Annotated in this window: 9 protein-coding genes, 8 tRNA genes and 3 rRNA genes; 2 read left to right on the top strand and 18 right to left on the bottom strand. The window is 44.1% G+C overall.

The window, feature by feature from the left end; all coding sequences use genetic code 11:
- From ibaG to secA, 18 genes are all read right to left on the bottom strand, one after another.
- Nucleotides 1-252 (bottom strand): BolA family iron metabolism protein IbaG, encoded by a 252-nt coding sequence (gene ibaG / locus C3F22_RS11485; RefSeq protein ID WP_004783413.1) that lies wholly within the window; start codon nucleotides 250-252, stop codon nucleotides 1-3.
- A 135-nt stretch (nucleotides 253-387) separates the two neighbouring features.
- Complete coding sequence (hpf, locus tag C3F22_RS11490) at nucleotides 388-720, bottom strand: ribosome hibernation-promoting factor, HPF/YfiA family (RefSeq protein ID WP_004783414.1); 333 nt, start codon at nucleotides 718-720, stop codon at nucleotides 388-390.
- 185 nt (nucleotides 721-905) lie between these two features.
- On the bottom strand, nucleotides 906-2,351 hold the full coding sequence (locus C3F22_RS11495) for an RNA polymerase factor sigma-54 (protein WP_034170606.1): 1,446 nt from the start codon (nucleotides 2,349-2,351) through the stop codon (nucleotides 906-908).
- A gap of 267 nt (nucleotides 2,352-2,618) precedes the next feature.
- Nucleotides 2,619-2,733: ribosomal RNA gene (gene rrf / locus C3F22_RS11500) — 5S ribosomal RNA — on the bottom strand.
- Between the two features lie 202 nt (nucleotides 2,734-2,935).
- Nucleotides 2,936-5,827 (bottom strand): 23S ribosomal RNA (locus tag C3F22_RS11505).
- Between the two features lie 381 nt (nucleotides 5,828-6,208).
- Nucleotides 6,209-6,284 (bottom strand) — tRNA-Ala (locus C3F22_RS11510).
- Between the two features lie 61 nt (nucleotides 6,285-6,345).
- A tRNA-Ile gene (locus C3F22_RS11515) sits at nucleotides 6,346-6,422 on the bottom strand.
- A 61-nt stretch (nucleotides 6,423-6,483) separates the two neighbouring features.
- Nucleotides 6,484-8,021 (bottom strand): 16S ribosomal RNA (locus tag C3F22_RS11520).
- Together the 16S, 23S and 5S rRNA genes with 2 tRNA genes alongside form the textbook arrangement of a ribosomal RNA operon.
- Before the next feature lie 1,004 nt (nucleotides 8,022-9,025).
- Nucleotides 9,026-9,102, bottom strand: a tRNA-Pro gene (locus tag C3F22_RS11530).
- Between the two features lie 19 nt (nucleotides 9,103-9,121).
- Nucleotides 9,122-9,197, bottom strand: a tRNA-His gene (locus tag C3F22_RS11535).
- Nucleotides 9,198-9,275: 78 nt separating this feature from the next.
- Nucleotides 9,276-9,352: transfer RNA gene (locus C3F22_RS11540), tRNA-Pro, on the bottom strand.
- A gap of 19 nt (nucleotides 9,353-9,371) precedes the next feature.
- Nucleotides 9,372-9,447 (bottom strand) — tRNA-His (locus C3F22_RS11545).
- A 36-nt stretch (nucleotides 9,448-9,483) separates the two neighbouring features.
- A tRNA-Arg gene (locus C3F22_RS11550) sits at nucleotides 9,484-9,560 on the bottom strand.
- Between the two features lie 35 nt (nucleotides 9,561-9,595).
- Nucleotides 9,596-9,672 (bottom strand) — tRNA-Pro (locus C3F22_RS11555).
- 154 nt (nucleotides 9,673-9,826) lie between these two features.
- Nucleotides 9,827-10,894 (bottom strand): quinolinate synthase NadA, encoded by a 1,068-nt coding sequence (gene nadA, locus C3F22_RS11560; protein ID WP_104426581.1) that lies wholly within the window; start codon nucleotides 10,892-10,894, stop codon nucleotides 9,827-9,829.
- A 151-nt stretch (nucleotides 10,895-11,045) separates the two neighbouring features.
- Nucleotides 11,046-12,266, bottom strand: a complete 1,221-nt coding sequence (argJ, locus tag C3F22_RS11565) for a bifunctional glutamate N-acetyltransferase/amino-acid acetyltransferase ArgJ (RefSeq protein WP_104426582.1) — start codon at nucleotides 12,264-12,266, stop codon at nucleotides 11,046-11,048.
- 154 nt (nucleotides 12,267-12,420) lie between these two features.
- Nucleotides 12,421-12,774: a hypothetical protein gene (locus tag C3F22_RS11570; protein ID WP_104426583.1), complete on the bottom strand. Its 354-nt coding sequence runs from the start codon at nucleotides 12,772-12,774 to the stop codon at nucleotides 12,421-12,423.
- A 153-nt stretch (nucleotides 12,775-12,927) separates the two neighbouring features.
- The gene (gene secA, locus C3F22_RS11575) at nucleotides 12,928-15,654 is read right to left on the bottom strand and encodes a preprotein translocase subunit SecA (protein WP_104426584.1); all 2,727 of its coding nucleotides are present in this window, start codon (nucleotides 15,652-15,654) and stop codon (nucleotides 12,928-12,930) included.
- A 331-nt stretch (nucleotides 15,655-15,985) separates the two neighbouring features.
- Between secA and C3F22_RS11580 the strand changes: the two genes are divergently transcribed.
- Both C3F22_RS11580 and C3F22_RS11585 read left to right on the top strand, forming a co-directional pair.
- Nucleotides 15,986-16,627 (top strand): peroxiredoxin, encoded by a 642-nt coding sequence (locus C3F22_RS11580; RefSeq protein ID WP_104426585.1) that lies wholly within the window; start codon nucleotides 15,986-15,988, stop codon nucleotides 16,625-16,627.
- Between the two features lie 575 nt (nucleotides 16,628-17,202).
- On the top strand, nucleotides 17,203-17,793 hold the full coding sequence (locus C3F22_RS11585; protein ID WP_104426586.1) for a dual specificity protein phosphatase family protein: 591 nt from the start codon (nucleotides 17,203-17,205) through the stop codon (nucleotides 17,791-17,793).

The following is a 17,793-nucleotide window of genomic DNA, read 5'->3' on the forward strand; positions in this document are numbered from 1 at the left end:
TTAAGCTCCAAATAAGCTTGCTTTACGCCATTCTTCTTTGGTCAATGCACGAATGGTCACAGCATGCACTGCACCACTGGCAATATGGGAATTGAGAGGAGCATAAACAGCTTGTTGACGTGCAACCGGACGTTTACCTTCAAACTGATCATCCACAATACGGAGATCGAATTTTCCGCCCTGACCACTCACAGCAACATCCGCCTCAGGAAAAGCGGCTTTTAAAATTTCAGCGAGCTGTTCATTATTCATCACAAGACCTCTTATAGGACTAAGGGTGTAAAACGAGTCATTTTACTATAAATGTAAAAAATAATTCATTAGTCACATACATTATATATATAAAAAAAGAGGCTTTTAAAAACCTCTTTTTCCCCATTTGGTCGCTTAAATGGCTAAACTCTGATGATTCAGCTGCATTTCGCGATATCGGTCAATCTGTTTTTTTAATTTTTCCGTCAAAATTTTAATCGAGGTATACATGTCATCAGCATTGGCATGGGCAAAAAACTCAATACCCGGTAAACGGACAATCGCTTCTGCGATATGGTTACTACTGCCTCTTTTTGAGCGCTTATCAATCTGATGATCTTTGGAAAGCTTAACCTGCATGCTGTTCACCTGATCCAGATGTTTGGTCATCTGTGAAAATTTCGTTTTTATAGTTTCTTCAATCGCTGGCGTAATTGATAAATGATGTCCACGAATTGTTATTTGCATAGTTCTATCCCTCACATTCGTTAGGATCAGAAGAGTCACAGTTAAAAATGAAAAGAATACAACAACTTGCTCAAGCAAAATCGTGATTTAAAGCATTTATTCAGATCATTTTTACCATTCCTCAAAAGAAAAAAAGATTCATTACGATGTCATAATGAATCTCTAGAATAATCAAATTTCAAAAACTAGATCAAGACTTTTCGCTCAGAAGAGGAAGGAATATGTAACGATTCACGATATTTCGCGACCGTACGTCGTGCTACATCAATCCCCTCTTCTTTCAAAAGATTGGCAATTGCATTGTCAGATAAAGGCTTACGTGCATTTTCTTCTGCAATCATTTTCTTAATTTTAGCACGGATTGCAGTAGATGAAGCCTCTCCCCCAGAAGTTGTTCCCACATGACTCGAGAAGAAGTATTTCAGTTCAAATAAACCACGTGGGGTCAGCATATATTTGTTAGTTGTTACACGGGATACAGTTGATTCATGTAGTTCCACTTCTTCAGCAATATCCCGTAAAACCAGAGGCTTCATACCTTCAGGACCAATCTCTAAAAAGCTTTTCTGATGTTCAACAATACAGGTCGCTACTTTCAATAAAGTTTTATGTCGTTCATCAATACTTTTAATAAAGTTTTTCGCTTCCAGCATCTGATTACGCAGGTATTGATTATCTTCACTTTGATCAGCACGACGAATCATATTGGTATAAAAAGAATTTAGTCTTAACTTTGGCATCACATCAGGATTCAACGTCACCTGCCAGCAGTCATTCTTTTTCATTACCACGACATCCGGGATCTGATAATCAGATTCCTTACTTTCAAACTCCTGTCCCGGATATGGCTTAAGAGTTTTCAGTAAATCAACGGCACAGCGCAATTGTTCCTGATTTAAGCCAGTTTGTTTAATGAGTTTTGGTAATTCATTGGTAATCAGCAACTCATAATGTTGCAGCAATTTGACCGCATCATTACGACAAGGGGTATTAACTGGTAGGCTATCCAGCTGAATCAATAAACACTCAGCGAGATTTCTAGAACCCACTCCTATCGGATCAAGACGCTGAACATGCTTGAGAACAACGAGTACTTCATCCTCTTCGATTTCTTCCTCATAATCCATGGAAGATAAAAGATGCTGTACTGATGCAGTAATCTCAGAAATTTCTGCATCCAGAAAACCCTTTTCATCTAGAGAATCAATAATGCAGTAGGCAATCAGCTGATCAATGCGAGAAAAGTGCAGCAGATTGATCTGCTCGAGCATATATTCTTGTAGGCTTTGCTGGCTTTGACGATTGTCTTCCCGCTCTTCGAACTCTGCTGCACCCAGACTTGTAGGTTGATGAGTATAGACATCATCCCAGTCGGTATCTACAGGAAGATCGTCCGGAAGATGGTCTGCATTAAGTTCATTAGTTAAATCCTTTTGACCCGCATCAACAGTAGAAAGACTTTCAACACTGATTTGCTCTTCAACTTTTTCTAACAAAGGATTACTATCAAGTTGTAGCTGGATTTCTTGCTCTAGTTCCAGACTGGATAATTGTAATAAGCGGATTGCTTGTTGTAACTGTGGAGTTAATGACAGCGAGTTGGCAATTCGTAATCCCACTGATAGTTTCATATGATCCCCTAATAAAAATCTCTTTTTATAAGCAATTTTCATGCCGTTTTAACTTTTATAACATAGTTTGATAAAAAAACACACAAAACTATAATGATTTCATGAACTTTAACGTCATTTTTATATAATTTTCTAAGCATTATTAATCACTTATTTTTATTAAACAGTAATTAACCAATTTGTAAATTAATATAATTTGACTTAATTTTTTAAATCCCACGCATAAAAAAAAGCCCCCTGCTTATGCAGAGGGCTTTTAGAATAATGAGCTGGCGATGACTTACTCTCACATGGGAGACCCCACACTACCATCAGCGCTAAGAGGTTTCACTTCTGAGTTCGGGAAGGGATCAGGTGGTTCACTCTTGCTATGGTCGCCAGCACAACTGGTATGCTTACTCGCTATGGTCTTATCTACGTTGCTTGCACTTCGTTTGCCTAGCTTTCTTCAAATAGAATGCATTAACAGATGTATCTGAGTCGCAGTAGTTTGTTCGATTAGCTTAACTAAATCAAGGCTTCGTCTGATCGTTAGATCAATATGAAATCAATTGATGCTTTATATACAACTGCTTGGGTGTTGTATAGTCAAGCCTCACGAGCAATTAGTATTGGTCAGCTTCACATATCGCTATGCTTCCACATCCAACCTATCAACGTCGTAGTCTTCAACGGCTCTTTAGGAGACATAAAGTCTCGGGGAAATCTTATCTTGAGGTAGGCTTCCCGCTTAGATGCTTTCAGCGGTTATCCCTTCCGAACATAGCTACCCGGCGATGCGACTGGCGTCACAACCGGTACACCAGAGGTTCGTCCACTCTGGTCCTCTCGTACTAGGAGCAGATCCTCTCAAATTTCCAGCGCCCACGGTAGATAGGGACCGAACTGTCTCACGACGTTCTAAACCCAGCTCGCGTACCTCTTTAAATGGCGAACAGCCATACCCTTGGGACCTGCTTCAGCCCCAGGATGAGATGAGCCGACATCGAGGTGCCAAACACCGCCGTCGATATGAACTCTTGGGCGGTATCAGCCTGTTATCCCCAGAGTACCTTTTATCCGTTGAGCGATGGCCCTTCCATACAGAACCACCGGATCACTAAGACCTACTTTCGTACCTGCTCGACTTGTGGGTCTCGCAGTTAAGCGCGCTTTTGCCTTTATACTCTACGCGTGATTTCCGACCACGCTGAGCGCACCTTCGTACTCCTCCGTTACTCTTTAGGAGGAGACCGCCCCAGTCAAACTACCCACCAGACATGGTCCTCGCTCCCGATCAGGGAGCAGAGTTAGAACCTCAATATTACCAGGGTGGTATTTCAAGGACGGCTCCATGGCAACTAGCGTCACCACTTCAAAGCCTCCCACCTATCCTACACAAGTAAGATCAAAGTTCAATGTCAAGCTGCAGTAAAGGTTCACGGGGTCTTTCCGTCTAGCCGCGGGTACACCGCATCTTCACGGCGAATTCGATTTCACTGAGCCTCTGCTGGAGACAGCGCCGCCATCATTATGCCATTCGTGCAGGTCGGAACTTACCCGACAAGGAATTTCGCTACCTTAGGACCGTTATAGTTACGGCCGCCGTTTACTGGGGCTTCGATCAAGAGCTTCGCTTACGCTAACCCCATCAATTAACCTTCCAGCACCGGGCAGGCATCACACCCTATACGTCCACTTTCGTGTTTGCAGAGTGCTATGTTTTTAATAAACAGTTGCAGCGGCCTGGTTTCTGAGGCTGCCAACAGCTCAAGGAGCAAGTCCTATCACCGCCGGCAGCGTACCTTCTCCCGAAGTTACGGTACCATTTTGCCTAGTTCCTTCAGCAGAGTTCTCTCAAGCGCTTTGGTCTACTCGACCTGACCACCTGTGTCGGTTTCGGGTACGATTCCAGTGTAACTGAAGCTTAGAGACTTTTCCTGGAAGTATGGTATCAGCCACTTCACCAGTAAACTGGCTTGCTATCAACTCTCAGCATAGAGCACCCCGGATTTGCCTAAGATGCATGCCTACTGTCTTCCACCTGGACAACCAACGCCAGGCTGACTTAACCTTCTCCGTCCTCTCATCGCATTACACTGAAGTATTGGAATATTAACCAATTTCCCATCGACTACGCCTCTCGGCCTCGCCTTAGGGGTCGACTCACCCAGCCCCGATTAACGTTGGACTGGAACCCTTGGTCTTTCAGCGAACGGGTTTTTCACCCGTTTTGTCGTTACTCACGTCAGCATTCGCACTTCTGATACCTCCAGCAGACTTCTCAATCCACCTTCATCGGCTTACAGAACGCTCCCCTACCACTTGCAATAAATTGCAAATCCGCAGCTTCGGTACATAGTTTTAGCCCCGTTACATCTTCCGCGCAGGCCGACTCGACTAGTGAGCTATTACGCTTTCTTTAAAGGGTGGCTGCTTCTAAGCCAACCTCCTAGCTGTCTATGCCTTCCCACATCGTTTCCCACTTAACTATGATTTAGGGACCTTAGCTGGCGGTCTGGATTGTTTTCCTCTTGACTACGGACGTTAGCACCCGCAGTCTGTCTCCCGGATAGTACTCATTGGTATTCGGAGTTTGCATCGGTTTGGTAAGTCGGGATGACCCCCTAGCCGAAACAGTGCTCTACCCCCAATGGTATTCGTCCGAGGCGCTACCTAAATAGCTTTCGGGGAGAACCAGCTATCACCGAGTTTGATTAGCCTTTCACCCCTATCCACAAGTCATCCCCTGGCTTTTCAACGACAGTGGGTTCGGTCCTCCAGTTAGTGTTACCCAACCTTCAACCTGCTCATGGATAGATCACCCGGTTTCGGGTCTATACCCAGCAACTATACGCCCTATTAAGACTCGATTTCTCTACGGCTCCCCTATGCGGTTAACCTCGCTACTGAATATAAGTCGCTGACCCATTATACAAAAGGTACGCAGTCACCACACAAAGTGGCTCCCACTGCTTGTATGCATGCGGTTTCAGGATCTATTTCACTCCCCTCACAGGGGTTCTTTTCGCCTTTCCCTCACGGTACTGGTTCACTATCGGTCAGTCAGGAGTATTTAGCCTTAGAGGATGGTCCCCCTATATTCAGACAAGGTTTCACGTGCCTCGCCCTACTCGACATCATCATATCAGCCCTTTCGTGTACAGGACTATCACCCACTATGGTTGCACTTCCCAGAGCATTCCACTAAAACTGATATGACTTAATGGGCTGTTCCCCTTTCGCTCGCCGCTACTGAGGGAATCTCAATTGATTTCTTTTCCTACGGATACTGAGATGTTTCACTTCTCCGCGTTCGCCTCATAAACCTATGTATTCAGTTTATGATACCGACCTTATAGCCGGTGGGTTTCCCCATTCAGACATCTCCGGATCACAGGATATTTGCCGCCTCCCCGGAGCTTTTCGCAGGCTATCACGTCTTTCTTCGCCTCTGACTGCCAAGGCATCCACCACATGCACTTAATTACTTGACTATACAACCCCAAACAGTCGTTACACCTACAAGTCAGTGTAGCAACGTAGTTGTTTGCGATCTTGTGAACTTAATCACTGTACAGCTTCAATTAGATTCATATACCAAAACGCTTGATTCAGTTAATTTCGCTAGTTCTCATTCAATCACTTCAACAATCAATCTTGCGATCTCTTGTTTCCGCTCTTTCATGAGTATGAACAAATTATTTCAACTCAAATATATTCTGTTAATGATTTAATATGCATCCTCGTCGGACTGCATTACTGTGATAAATCACAGAGATTAATAACAATGCCGCGCATTATACGCCGCTTTCTTACTAAGCTCTATAAGCTATCAAACCGTTTGCTTAATGTTTAACTCATTGCATCGCAATGAGTGGTGGAGACTAGGAGAGTCGAACTCCTGACCTCCTGCGTGCAAAGCAGGCGCTCTACCAACTAAGCTAAGTCCCCAGCTTATCAATAAGTCAATGTCTCTGATTTCCTCACTCTGCAATTGCTTGCTTGTCGTTAGTGGTGGGTCTGACAAGACTTGAACTTGTGACCCCACGCTTATCAAGCGTGTGCTCTAACCAACTGAGCTACAGACCCTCAGATACATCGTCATGAAGAACAACTTGTTGTGGATTCTTACCAATCGTCAATCTTTCGTTAAGGAGGTGATCCAGCCGCAGGTTCCCCTACGGCTACCTTGTTACGACTTCACCCCAGTCATCGGCCACACCGTGGTAACCGCCCTCTTTACAGTTAGGCTAGCTACTTCTGGTGCAACAAACTCCCATGGTGTGACGGGCGGTGTGTACAAGGCCCGGGAACGTATTCACCGCGGCATTCTGATCCGCGATTACTAGCGATTCCGACTTCACGCAGTCGAGTTGCAGACTGCGATCCGGACTACGATCGGCTTTTTGAGATTAGCATCTGCTCGCGCAGTAGCAACCCTTTGTACCGACCATTGTAGCACGTGTGTAGCCCTGGCCGTAAGGGCCATGATGACTTGACGTCGTCCCCGCCTTCCTCCAGTTTGTCACTGGCAGTATCCTTAAAGTTCCCACCCGAAGTGCTGGCAAATAAGGAAAAGGGTTGCGCTCGTTGCGGGACTTAACCCAACATCTCACGACACGAGCTGACGACAGCCATGCAGCACCTGTATCAGAGTTCCCGAAGGCACCAATCCATCTCTGGAAAGTTCTCTGTATGTCAAGGCCAGGTAAGGTTCTTCGCGTTGCATCGAATTAAACCACATGCTCCACCGCTTGTGCGGGCCCCCGTCAATTCATTTGAGTTTTAGTCTTGCGACCGTACTCCCCAGGCGGTCTACTTATCGCGTTAGCTGCGCCACTAAAGCCTCAAGGGCCCCAACGGCTAGTAGACATCGTTTACGGCATGGACTACCAGGGTATCTAATCCTGTTTGCTCCCCATGCTTTCGCACCTCAGTGTCAGTATTAGGCCAGATGGCTGCCTTCGCCATCGGTATTCCTCCAGATCTCTACGCATTTCACCGCTACACCTGGAATTCTACCATCCTCTCCCATACTCTAGCTAACCAGTATCGAATGCAATTCCCAAGTTAAGCTCGGGGATTTCACATTTGACTTAATTAGCCACCTACGCGCGCTTTACGCCCAGTAAATCCGATTAACGCTTGCACCCTCTGTATTACCGCGGCTGCTGGCACAGAGTTAGCCGGTGCTTATTCTGCGAGTAACGTCCACTTATCCCAGGTATTAACCAGGTAAGCCTCCTCCTCGCTTAAAGTGCTTTACAACCAAAAGGCCTTCTTCACACACGCGGCATGGCTGGATCAGGGTTCCCCCCATTGTCCAATATTCCCCACTGCTGCCTCCCGTAGGAGTCTGGGCCGTGTCTCAGTCCCAGTGTGGCGGATCATCCTCTCAGACCCGCTACAGATCGTCGCCTTGGTAGGCCTTTACCCCACCAACTAGCTAATCCGACTTAGGCTCATCTATTAGCGCAAGGTCCGAAGATCCCCTGCTTTCTCCCGTAGGACGTATGCGGTATTAGCGTCCCTTTCGGAACGTTGTCCCCCACTAATAGGCAGATTCCTAAGCATTACTCACCCGTCCGCCGCTAGGAATCAGGTGCAAGCACCCTATCCCCGCTCGACTTGCATGTGTTAAGCCTGCCGCCAGCGTTCAATCTGAGCCATGATCAAACTCTTCAGTTAAAATCATTTCGAGTTTTATAAGTAAAACTCTTAAACTTGGCTCATCAATTTCCTGACTTAAATTTCGCTCAAATAAACTTCGAGTAATTCAAACCAATCAATCAATGAAAATAATTTCGATCAATCAACCAGTAAAAATCCACACAAGTTGTTCTTCATAATCTCTTAATGATCTTCTTGCTACTTCGTCAGTAGCAAGCTAGGTCGGCTATATTACTCTCTATCTCTAGAAAGTCAACCAGTAATGAAAATTATTTTTAAACTTATCAAATAAAACCCAACTTAACTATTTCATGCTAAGTTACTGTTTTATCAGAAGTTTTAATCTTCATCACCGCCGATGGATGTGCATTATAGACCAATCCCAAGCAAGCGCAACCCCTATTTTTAAGAAAACACTTCAGTTGATTATTATTTCTACAAAATAGCCCAATATGCATATTCTTTAATCTAAAAACCCTATTTTTAGCTATCTTTTTACTATTTCCATTTTTTAATTTAAAAAACAGAGGCTATTTCGTTTCAGCTTAATAAAGTGCAATTTAGTCTTTTACTCCTATAACTACTCTTGCTTAAAATATTCTCCCAACTCACTCGAATAAATATTTTTCTTATTTTCACAATCCCTATGGACCTCCCAATAAATGCGACTCACTCATAAAAAGATCTAGGTACATTTAGCTCGACTTATTAAAAACATAATTCTGGAATGAAGAATGAAGAATGAAGAATGAAGAATGAAGAATGAAGAATGAAGAATGAAGAATGAAGAATGAAGAATGAAGAATGAAGAATGAAGAATGAAGAATGAAGAATGAAGAATGAAGAATGAAGAATGAAGAATGAAGAATGAAGAATGAAGAATGAAGAATGAAGAATGAACTTAATCAATAACCAGTTTCTAATCTATTTCTATTTTGATTGATAAATTTAGTTCGTACTTAAATTTTAGACATAAAAAAACCGCCTAATGCGGTATCCATATAATTAATCATTTTTATAGATGGTCGGAGCAGTAGGATTCGAACCTACGACCCCCTGGTCCCAAACCAAGTGCACTACCAGGCTGTGCTATGCTCCGATGTTCAACTCAAAAAAGTTGGGGTGAATGATGGGATTCGAACCCACGACAACCGGAATCACAATCCGGGGCTCTACCAACTGAGCTACATCCACCATCACGGTGTCTTCATTATTTAGACATAAAAAAACCGCTTGACGCGGTATCACTAATCCTAACCACCATGAAGAAGATGGTCGGAGCAGTAGGATTCGAACCTACGACCCCCTGGTCCCAAACCAGGTGCACTACCAGGCTGTGCTATGCTCCGATATTCAACTCAAAAGAGTTGGGGTGAATGATGGGATTCGAACCCACGACAACCGGAATCACAATCCGGGGCTCTACCAACTGAGCTACATCCACCATTACCTTGGTTCTTAAATATCAAGCCACCAAAAATGGCGCGCCTGACAGGATTCGAACCTGTGACCATCCGCTTAGAAGGCGGATGCTCTATCCAACTGAGCTACAAGCGCTTTACTGATGATTTTCACCATCCGCCTTGAAGAATTGGTCGGAGCAGTAGGATTCGAACCTACGACCCCCTGGTCCCAAACCAGGTGCACTACCAGGCTGTGCTATGCTCCGATTCATCTCAGCTTTCGTATCAAGCTTATCGCTTGGTACGGTGTGCATTCTAGGCGTGACGCCATAAGACGTCAACACCTATATTTAAAAAAAATCAAAAAAACACTTCAAGCGTTTATTTATCAAGCATTTCAGACATTTTTTATACAAAATTCTAGCGTTTCAAGCTGGCACTAAAATCCAGCATACGATCCAGAGGCAGTTTGGCTCGCTGAGCTAATCCGGGTTCAACATGAATCTCCTGATCACGATGTTGCAGAACATGCAAAATTCCCTCAAGTTCATTCATGGCCATCCAAGGACAGTGTGCACATGAACGACAGGTTGCTCCTTCTCCAGCGGTTGGAGCTTCAATCAGAATCTTATCTGGTACAGCCTGCTGCATTTTATAGAAAATACCGCGATCCGTTGCCACGATCAAACGCTGATGTGGCAAGGTTTGAGCTGCCTTGATTAACTGAGAAGTACTTCCAACTGCATCAGCAATTTCTACCACAGACATCGGTGATTCTGGATGAACCAGCACTGCCGCATCAGGATAAAAGGCTTTCATATTGGCAATTCCGCGCGAACGGAATTCTTCATGAACAATACAAGCACCATCCCAAAGCAGCATGTCAGCACCAGTTTTATTCTGAATATAACGCCCCAGATGCTGATCCGGTGCCCAGATAATTTTCTCGCCCAAACTATCGAGGTGTTCAATAATCTCAACTGCACAACTTGAAGTCACGACCCAGTCAGCGCGGGCTTTAACCGCAGCCGAAGTATTGGCATAAACGACTACAGTATGATCAGGATGCGCATCACAGAATTTGGTAAATTCCTCTACCGGACAGCCCAAATCCAGTGAACAGGTTGCTTCAAGAGTTGGCATAAGGACGGTTTTTTCTGGTGAAAGTATTTTTGAGGTTTCACCCATGAACTTAACCCCGGCCACCACCAAGGTCGACGCAGGATGGTCACGCCCAAAACGTGCCATTTCCAATGAATCGGAGACACAGCCACCAGTCAGTTCCGCTAGTTCTTGTACTTCAGGATCACAATAATAATGCGCAACTAGCACTGCATTCTGCTTTTCCAGTTCAGCTTGAATCTGTGCGAATTTTTCCTGTTTGGCCTGTGCACTGATCTGATGCTCTTTGGGTTCTCCTAAACGATCTAAATGCGCCTGTACAATCGATTTGGCTTCATTGGCTATTAATTTGGTCGTATCATTCATAACAACTCTTACTCTACCCTCATGGCTCATTATTCAACGAACCTTTCACCCTACATCCCGGTCGTCTCCAGCAAAATGCTTTTTGACCAGTCATTAAAAATCATAAGATATAAAAAAAGCCCCACAATGGAGGCTTTGGAAATAATCTGAATTATGAACGATAATCAGCATTGATCTTCACATAATCATAGGACAGGTCACAGGTATAGACTGTATCTTTTGCTTCACCCCGTCCAAGATCAACACGAATCGTCATTTCAGCTTGTGCCATCACACGTGCACCTGCCTCTTCGGTATAATCTGCTGCTGCACCACCATCCTTGCAGATTTGTACATCATCTAACCAAACCTGAATTTTTGCAACGTCTAAATTCGCCACACCTGCATAACCGATTGCAGCCAGAATACGCCCCCAGTTTGGATCAGAAGCAAAGATCGCAGTTTTCACCAATGGAGAATGGGCGATGCTATAAGCCACGTCACAGCATTCCTGAGTATTGGCACCACCTTCTACGGCTACAGTAATAAACTTGGTTGCGCCTTCACCATCACGCACAATCAGTTGTGCAAGACGTTTCATGGTACGCATTAATACTTCAAGCACAGCTGCATAACGCGGATCTTCAACTGATGAAATTTCTGTTCCACCGGCCTGACCTGTAGCAATGAAAATACAAGAGTCATTGGTTGAGGTATCCCCATCAATGGTAATGCGGTTGAATGACTGATTCACTGTCTCAGATAAAAGCTGTTGAAGCAGTTCACGGCTGATTGGTACATCAGTCGCCACATAGCCCAGCATAGTGGCCATATTTGGGCGAATCATGCCGGCGCCTTTGGAAATCCCGGTCATGGTATAGGTGACACCATCTAGCTCAAACTGTTCAGATGCACCTTTCGGCGTAGTATCTGTAGTCATGATACCGGTTGCCGCATCAACCCAGGCATCATCACGCAATGAGTCTAATGCAGGCTGTAAACCACTGAGCAGACGCTCCATTGGTAATTGTTCGCCAATCACCCCTGTTGAAAATGGCAATACTTCTTCAGCTTTCACGCCTGCAAGTTCAGCCAGTCTGGCACAAGTGGCTTCAGCATTTGCCATACCTGTTGGACCAGTACCAGCATTGGCATTACCAGTATTGATGACTAGGTAACGTGGATTACCTGCCACCAGATGTGCTTTAGAAACATGTACAGGGGCAGCACAAAAAGCATTCTGGGTAAATACACCTGCAACATTGGAGCCTTCAGCCAGTTCAAATATCACCAGGTCACGTCGGTTCTGATAGCGCACATACGCTTCTGCCGAACCAATTCTCACCCCTTTTACCACATGCATCTGTGGCATAGATACGTCACCAACTGCCATTTTTAAATGTCCAATATTGAAGTTTCATAAAAATACAGCTTAGTTGATCTTCATTAAAAAATCGAGCCAAAGCCAGATGAACACTCACTTTTCTTATGGTTTTTCACAATAAAAAACCAGTCATAGTGACTGGTTTTATTAAACTGGATCAAACTTAGTTTTTAGCCAGCTGGGTTGATTCACTCAATAAAGCCTGTTTCGCCTGTTGCTGACTTGCCGCAGAAAGCGCAGGGTTAGAAGCAACAATACGGTCTGCATTGGCTGCATTGGCTGCTGCAATCGCTGCAGTTTGCAAAACGATTGGACGGTTTGAATTATTAAAGGTATAGCGAATGCCGGTACGCGGACTTGCAATGGTCACCTGACCATCTGTACCCGTCTGAACCTGAGCCGTAGTTGGACCAATGGCCTGCTGAACTTTAGCAGGTGTCGTTGTTGCTGTTTCTGCAAAACTTAAAGTCGGGATTGCCAAAGCAGCAACCATCATCGTTTTTAATACTTTTGTCATTGTTTCTTCCACTTTGCGGTGTTCAATCTGCCATTAAATACCATTTAATCCGGCACAGTGCAAACAGTATTCACAAGCTGAAAAGCCCATATACATAAAAAGATCAGGGCTAAATAGCCCTGATCTTTTTATAGTTTAGAAACTTAGCAGAAATTAGATCTTGCCATGACACTGTTTGTATTTCAAACCTGAACCACATGGACAGGGTGCATTGCGACTTGCCGGTGCTTCAAAGACTGGTGCAACCGGATTAGCCTGCGCATTCTGTTCAATGGTGATTTCATCTTCTTCAGCCAGTAATCCATCAAATTCCTGATGAGATAACTGCAAACGCATCGCTTCAGCCTGTGCCTGCTGCTGTGCTTCCATTTCAGCCAGTTCTTCAGGTGTTGGTACATGAATACGTGACAGATCAGTAATGACGTCAGATTTAATCACGCCCAGCATATTTACAAACAGGTTGTAGGCTTCTTTTTTGTATTCCTGCTCTGGGTTTTTCTGTGCATAACCGCGTAAATGAATACCCTGACGTAGGTAATCCATCGCAGCCAGATGCTCTTTCCAGTGACGGTCCAGAGAGTTCAACATGAAATGACGTTCGAGTGATGCTGCAGATTCAGCACCCATTTGTTCACGACGTGAACGGTAACGGTTTACCACTTCTTCAGTAATTCGTTCAACCAGTGCTTCTTCATCTAAACGACGATCCTGCTCTAACCATTGTGCGACTGGCAGATCAATCGACAAATCTTCACGTAGTGCAAGTTCCAAACCTTCAATATCCCACTGGTCATGAATCGACTCAGGTGGAATGTAGTTGGCGATCATGCTCTGCATCACTTCACGGATCATCTCTTCGATATAATCCTGCAATGAGCTTTCAGCCAGAATTTCATCACGCTGACTATAGATGATCTTACGCTGTTCGTTATTCACATCATCGTATTTCAACAGGTTTTTACGAATGTCGAAGTTACGTGCTTCTACTTTGCGTTGTGCATTTTCGATTGAGCGTGACACCATTTTGTGTTCAATTGCTTCATCTTCTTTTAAGCCCATTGCACGCATCATGGCAACCACACGGTCACCCGCAAAGATACGCATCAAGTCATCTTCAAGAGACAGGTAGAAACGCGATACACCCGGGTCACCCTGACGGCCCGCACGACCACGCAACTGGTTATCGATACGGCGAGATTCATGACGCTCAGAACCGATAATATGCAAACCACCAGAAGCAAGAACTGCTTCATGATTCGCTTCCCATTCTGCTTTCAGGCGTGCTTCATCTTCAGGGGTTGGGTTTTCAATTTTGGCCAGTAGCGCTTTCCAGTTACCACCCAGCAAAATATCGGTACCACGACCGGCCATGTTAGTTGCAATCGTTACAGCACGCGGTGCACCCGCTTGGGCAATAATATCTGCTTCACGCTCATGCTGTTTGGCATTCAGGACTTCATGTTCAATACCAGCTTCTTTAAGCTTGTCAGAAAGAATTTCCGACGCTTCAATAGTAGCAGTACCAATCAGGATTGGCGCAACACCAGCTTCATGAACACGCTGGATTTCCTGAATAATCGCGTTGTATTTGCCTTCACGATTCAGGTAGATCAAATCGTTCTGGTCATTACGGATCATTGGACGGTGGGTTGGAATGATTACCACATCCAGACCGTAAATTTCTTTCATTTCCGCAGCTTCAGTATCTGCAGTACCGGTCATACCGGATAATTTTTTATACAGACGGAAATAGTTCTGGAATGTAGTAGTTGCAAGGGTCTGGTTTTCCGGCTGGATTTCCAGACCTTCTTTTGCTTCAACTGCCTGGTGCAGACCTTCAGACCAGCGACGACCTGGCATGGTACGACCGGTGTTCTCATCGACGATGATCACTTCACCTTCATGGATGATGTAATGCACGTTACGTTGATACAGATAGTGCGCACGAATCGCAGCAGTCACATGATGCAGCAAATTCAAATTAGAAGCTGAATACAGGCTTTCACCTTCAGCCAGCAAGCCCATTGCAATCAATTCACTTTCAATGGTTTCAAAACCGGTTTCTGTAATTTCTACTGAACGCTGTTTTTCATCAATCCAGAAATGACCGCCATCCGGTACTTTTTCTTCTTTCTGTGCTTTTAATTTCGGCGGAATGTTATTGATTGCTGCATAAAGCTGGGAGGAGTCTTCACTTTGACCAGAGATAATCAGTGGTGTACGCGCTTCATCGATCAGGATCGAATCGACCTCATCGATAATCGCATAGGTCAAACCACGTTGTTTCTTCTCTGCCAGTGAGAACACCATGTTGTCACGAAGATAGTCGAAACCGAATTCGTTATTGGTACCGTAAGTGATGTCTGCTTTATAGGCTTCAGATTTTTCTATCGGATTCTGCATGGAATAGATAATCCCAATGCTTAAACCCAAGAATTCGAACAATGGACGGTTTAACTCGGCATCACGTTGTGCCAAATAGTCGTTCACTGTGATGACATGGACACCCTGTCCGCTCAATGCATTAAGATAACAGGCCAGCGTCCCCATCAGGGTTTTACCTTCACCGGTACGCATCTCGGCAATCTTGCCTTCATGCAGGGTAATACCACCAATCAACTGTACGTCGTAGTGACGCATTCCCATAACACGTTTTGCAGCTTCACGACAGACTGCGAATGCTTCAGGAAGTAACTTATCTAGGCTTTCACCCTTATTATATCGTTGTTTGAATTCTTCAGTTTTTGCAGATAAGTCTGCATCGCTTAGGGCTGATATCGTCGGCTCGAGCGCATTAATCTTGTCTACGATTTTACGCATGCGTTTGAGTTCGCGCTCATTTTTGGTACCGAAGATTCCTCCGATCAGACTTGCCAACATGAATAGACTCTCTAAATCTTGCTTGTCAAATAAATATGTTCTTAGTCGTTATTATGGTGCTAGAAATTTGAACTACAAGGGTTTTGCCAGAAAACCAATGAAAAAAACTCATCCTTCGTCCTAGCCCTGAGACCTAAGGCAAAGTAATGTAGCAAATTTTACCCATGCAATATAGTTAATTAGACGACTGATTTGTCTGATTCTGAATCGACAGCCTACTTCTTTATTCGGTTTATTCATAAGAAATTCTAAAAACACTATTTTTAATCATAAAAAAATTGGTTCATATTTATTCTCATCGACACATTACAAGATCAATTGAGGCAAGAAAATGAGTTTACGTTTAGGCGATACCGCACCGAATTTTGAACAGCAATCTAGCGAAGGCTTAATTAACTTTTATGACTTTCTAGGCGATAGCTGGGGCATTTTATTTTCACATCCAGCCGATTACACACCTGTATGTACCACTGAACTGGGCTTTACCGCAAAGTTAAAAGATGAATTTACAAAACGTGGCGTGAAAGCGATTGCGCTTTCTGTGGATGATGTTGAATCGCATCATGGCTGGATCAAAGACATTAATGAAACTCAAGGTACGACCGTTAACTTCCCGATCATTGCTGATCAGGACCGAAAAGTGTCTGAGCTGTATGGTTTCATTCACCCAAATGCCAGCGAAACCCTAACTGTACGTTCTCTGGTAATCATTGATCCAAACAAGAAAGTGCGTCTGATTATTACCTACCCTGCATCAACAGGCCGTAATTTCCATGAAGTATTACGTGTAGTCGACTCTCTACAATTAACTGACAACCATAAAGTCGCAACCCCGGCTAACTGGCAACATGGCGATGATGTAGTGATTGTGCCTTCATTAAAAGATGAGGAAGAAATCAAACAACGCTTCCCTAAAGGTTATAAAGCAGTAACTCCTTATTTACGTCTTACGCCACAGCCTGAGCGAGGATAAGCGAAGCACTGCTTCGCCCGAGTGCAAGAGCCATAGCTATGCTATGGCTGGTAAGGAATTAAAAGGACTCCTTTTTAATTTTGCGCAAGGCAAGCGTAGCGCGCAGTTTCCATAGTACTGCCCTTGCGCAAGACGAGAAGCTATGCTTCGAGTGATAACACCGAAACCACTGCTTTTCAGTTTTGCGCAAAGCAAACGAAGTGCGCAGTATTTGAAACACTGCCTTAGTTTGTCGCAAGACAAGCGAAGCGCGTAGTTGCCAAAACACCGCTTTGCTTCGAGTGACGAATTAAAAACACTGCTTTTCATCAGTTTTGCGAAAGATAACCAAAGAACATAGTTTTAATCACAATATTCTAAATAGAAGGTAAATCATTCAAAAAATCGGTAAATAACTCTCCACCATGAAAATGAAGATTGTCATGCATCAACCATCATTTTCATGTTTAGTTTGATACCCACAAACGAGCCGGGTTTTCGAACTTTTCCCATCAAGCCTGTCTTCGGACAGGCTTTTTTTTGAAAAAGCCGATATGCTGTTGAAGAGAATGATTAAAAAGGTGAGTTAGGTTGCAATGAAAAATAATTATGTACTTCTTCTGGTTTCCACGCTTGTTTTATCCGGCTGTACTCCAGCGCTGCCTGAACAGGAACGCCCAATGCACTGGGGACAGGAACTGCATGAAGAACATAATTTTTATCAGATCAGCGATGAACTCTACCGAAGTGAACAGCCAAGCGATGAACTGACACCCTTATTAAAACAATATGCCATTAATGTGGTGATCAACCTGCGTTCACGCGATAAAAATACGGATATTTTGTCAAATGAATACCTCAAGCTTAAGCATATTCCCATTCATACCTGGGCTATGAATCGCGAGGATTTACTGAACGTAATGCAGTTGATTCAACAGGCACGGCAAAATAATGAAAAAATACTTTTACACTGTTATCACGGTTCAGACCGTACCGGTGCCAGTGTGGCCATGTACCGGATTATTTTCCAGAACTGGCGCATTGAAGACGCAGTACGGGAAATGAAGCATGGCGGTTATGGCTTTCATTCCATTTGGCGCAATATTGAAAAATTATTTATCCCTGAAAATGTAAGATGGATTCGCGAGCAACTCGCGAATCCATCTACAGAAACTTCAGTTAAGTAA

Origin of the sequence: Acinetobacter sp. ACNIH1 (assembly GCF_002934695.1) — a bacterium.
Classification (GTDB): domain Bacteria; phylum Pseudomonadota; class Gammaproteobacteria; order Pseudomonadales; family Moraxellaceae; genus Acinetobacter; species Acinetobacter variabilis.

Excerpts from the sequence above, each read along its gene's own strand:
- ibaG (WP_004783413.1), bottom strand. The coding sequence starts at position 252 with ATGAATAATGAACAGCTCGCTGAAATTTTAAAAGCCGCTTTTCCTGAG.
- hpf (WP_004783414.1), bottom strand. The coding sequence starts at position 720 with ATGCAAATAACAATTCGTGGACATCATTTATCAATTACGCCAGCGATT.
- C3F22_RS11495 (WP_034170606.1), bottom strand. The coding sequence starts at position 2,351 with ATGAAACTATCAGTGGGATTACGAATTGCCAACTCGCTGTCATTAACT.
- nadA (WP_104426581.1), bottom strand. The coding sequence starts at position 10,894 with ATGAATGATACGACCAAATTAATAGCCAATGAAGCCAAATCGATTGTA.
- argJ (WP_104426582.1), bottom strand. The coding sequence starts at position 12,266 with ATGGCAGTTGGTGACGTATCTATGCCACAGATGCATGTGGTAAAAGGG.
- C3F22_RS11570 (WP_104426583.1), bottom strand. The coding sequence starts at position 12,774 with ATGACAAAAGTATTAAAAACGATGATGGTTGCTGCTTTGGCAATCCCG.
- secA (WP_104426584.1), bottom strand. The coding sequence starts at position 15,654 with ATGTTGGCAAGTCTGATCGGAGGAATCTTCGGTACCAAAAATGAGCGC.
- C3F22_RS11580 (WP_104426585.1), top strand. The coding sequence starts at position 15,986 with ATGAGTTTACGTTTAGGCGATACCGCACCGAATTTTGAACAGCAATCT.
- C3F22_RS11585 (WP_104426586.1), top strand. The coding sequence starts at position 17,203 with ATGAAAAATAATTATGTACTTCTTCTGGTTTCCACGCTTGTTTTATCC.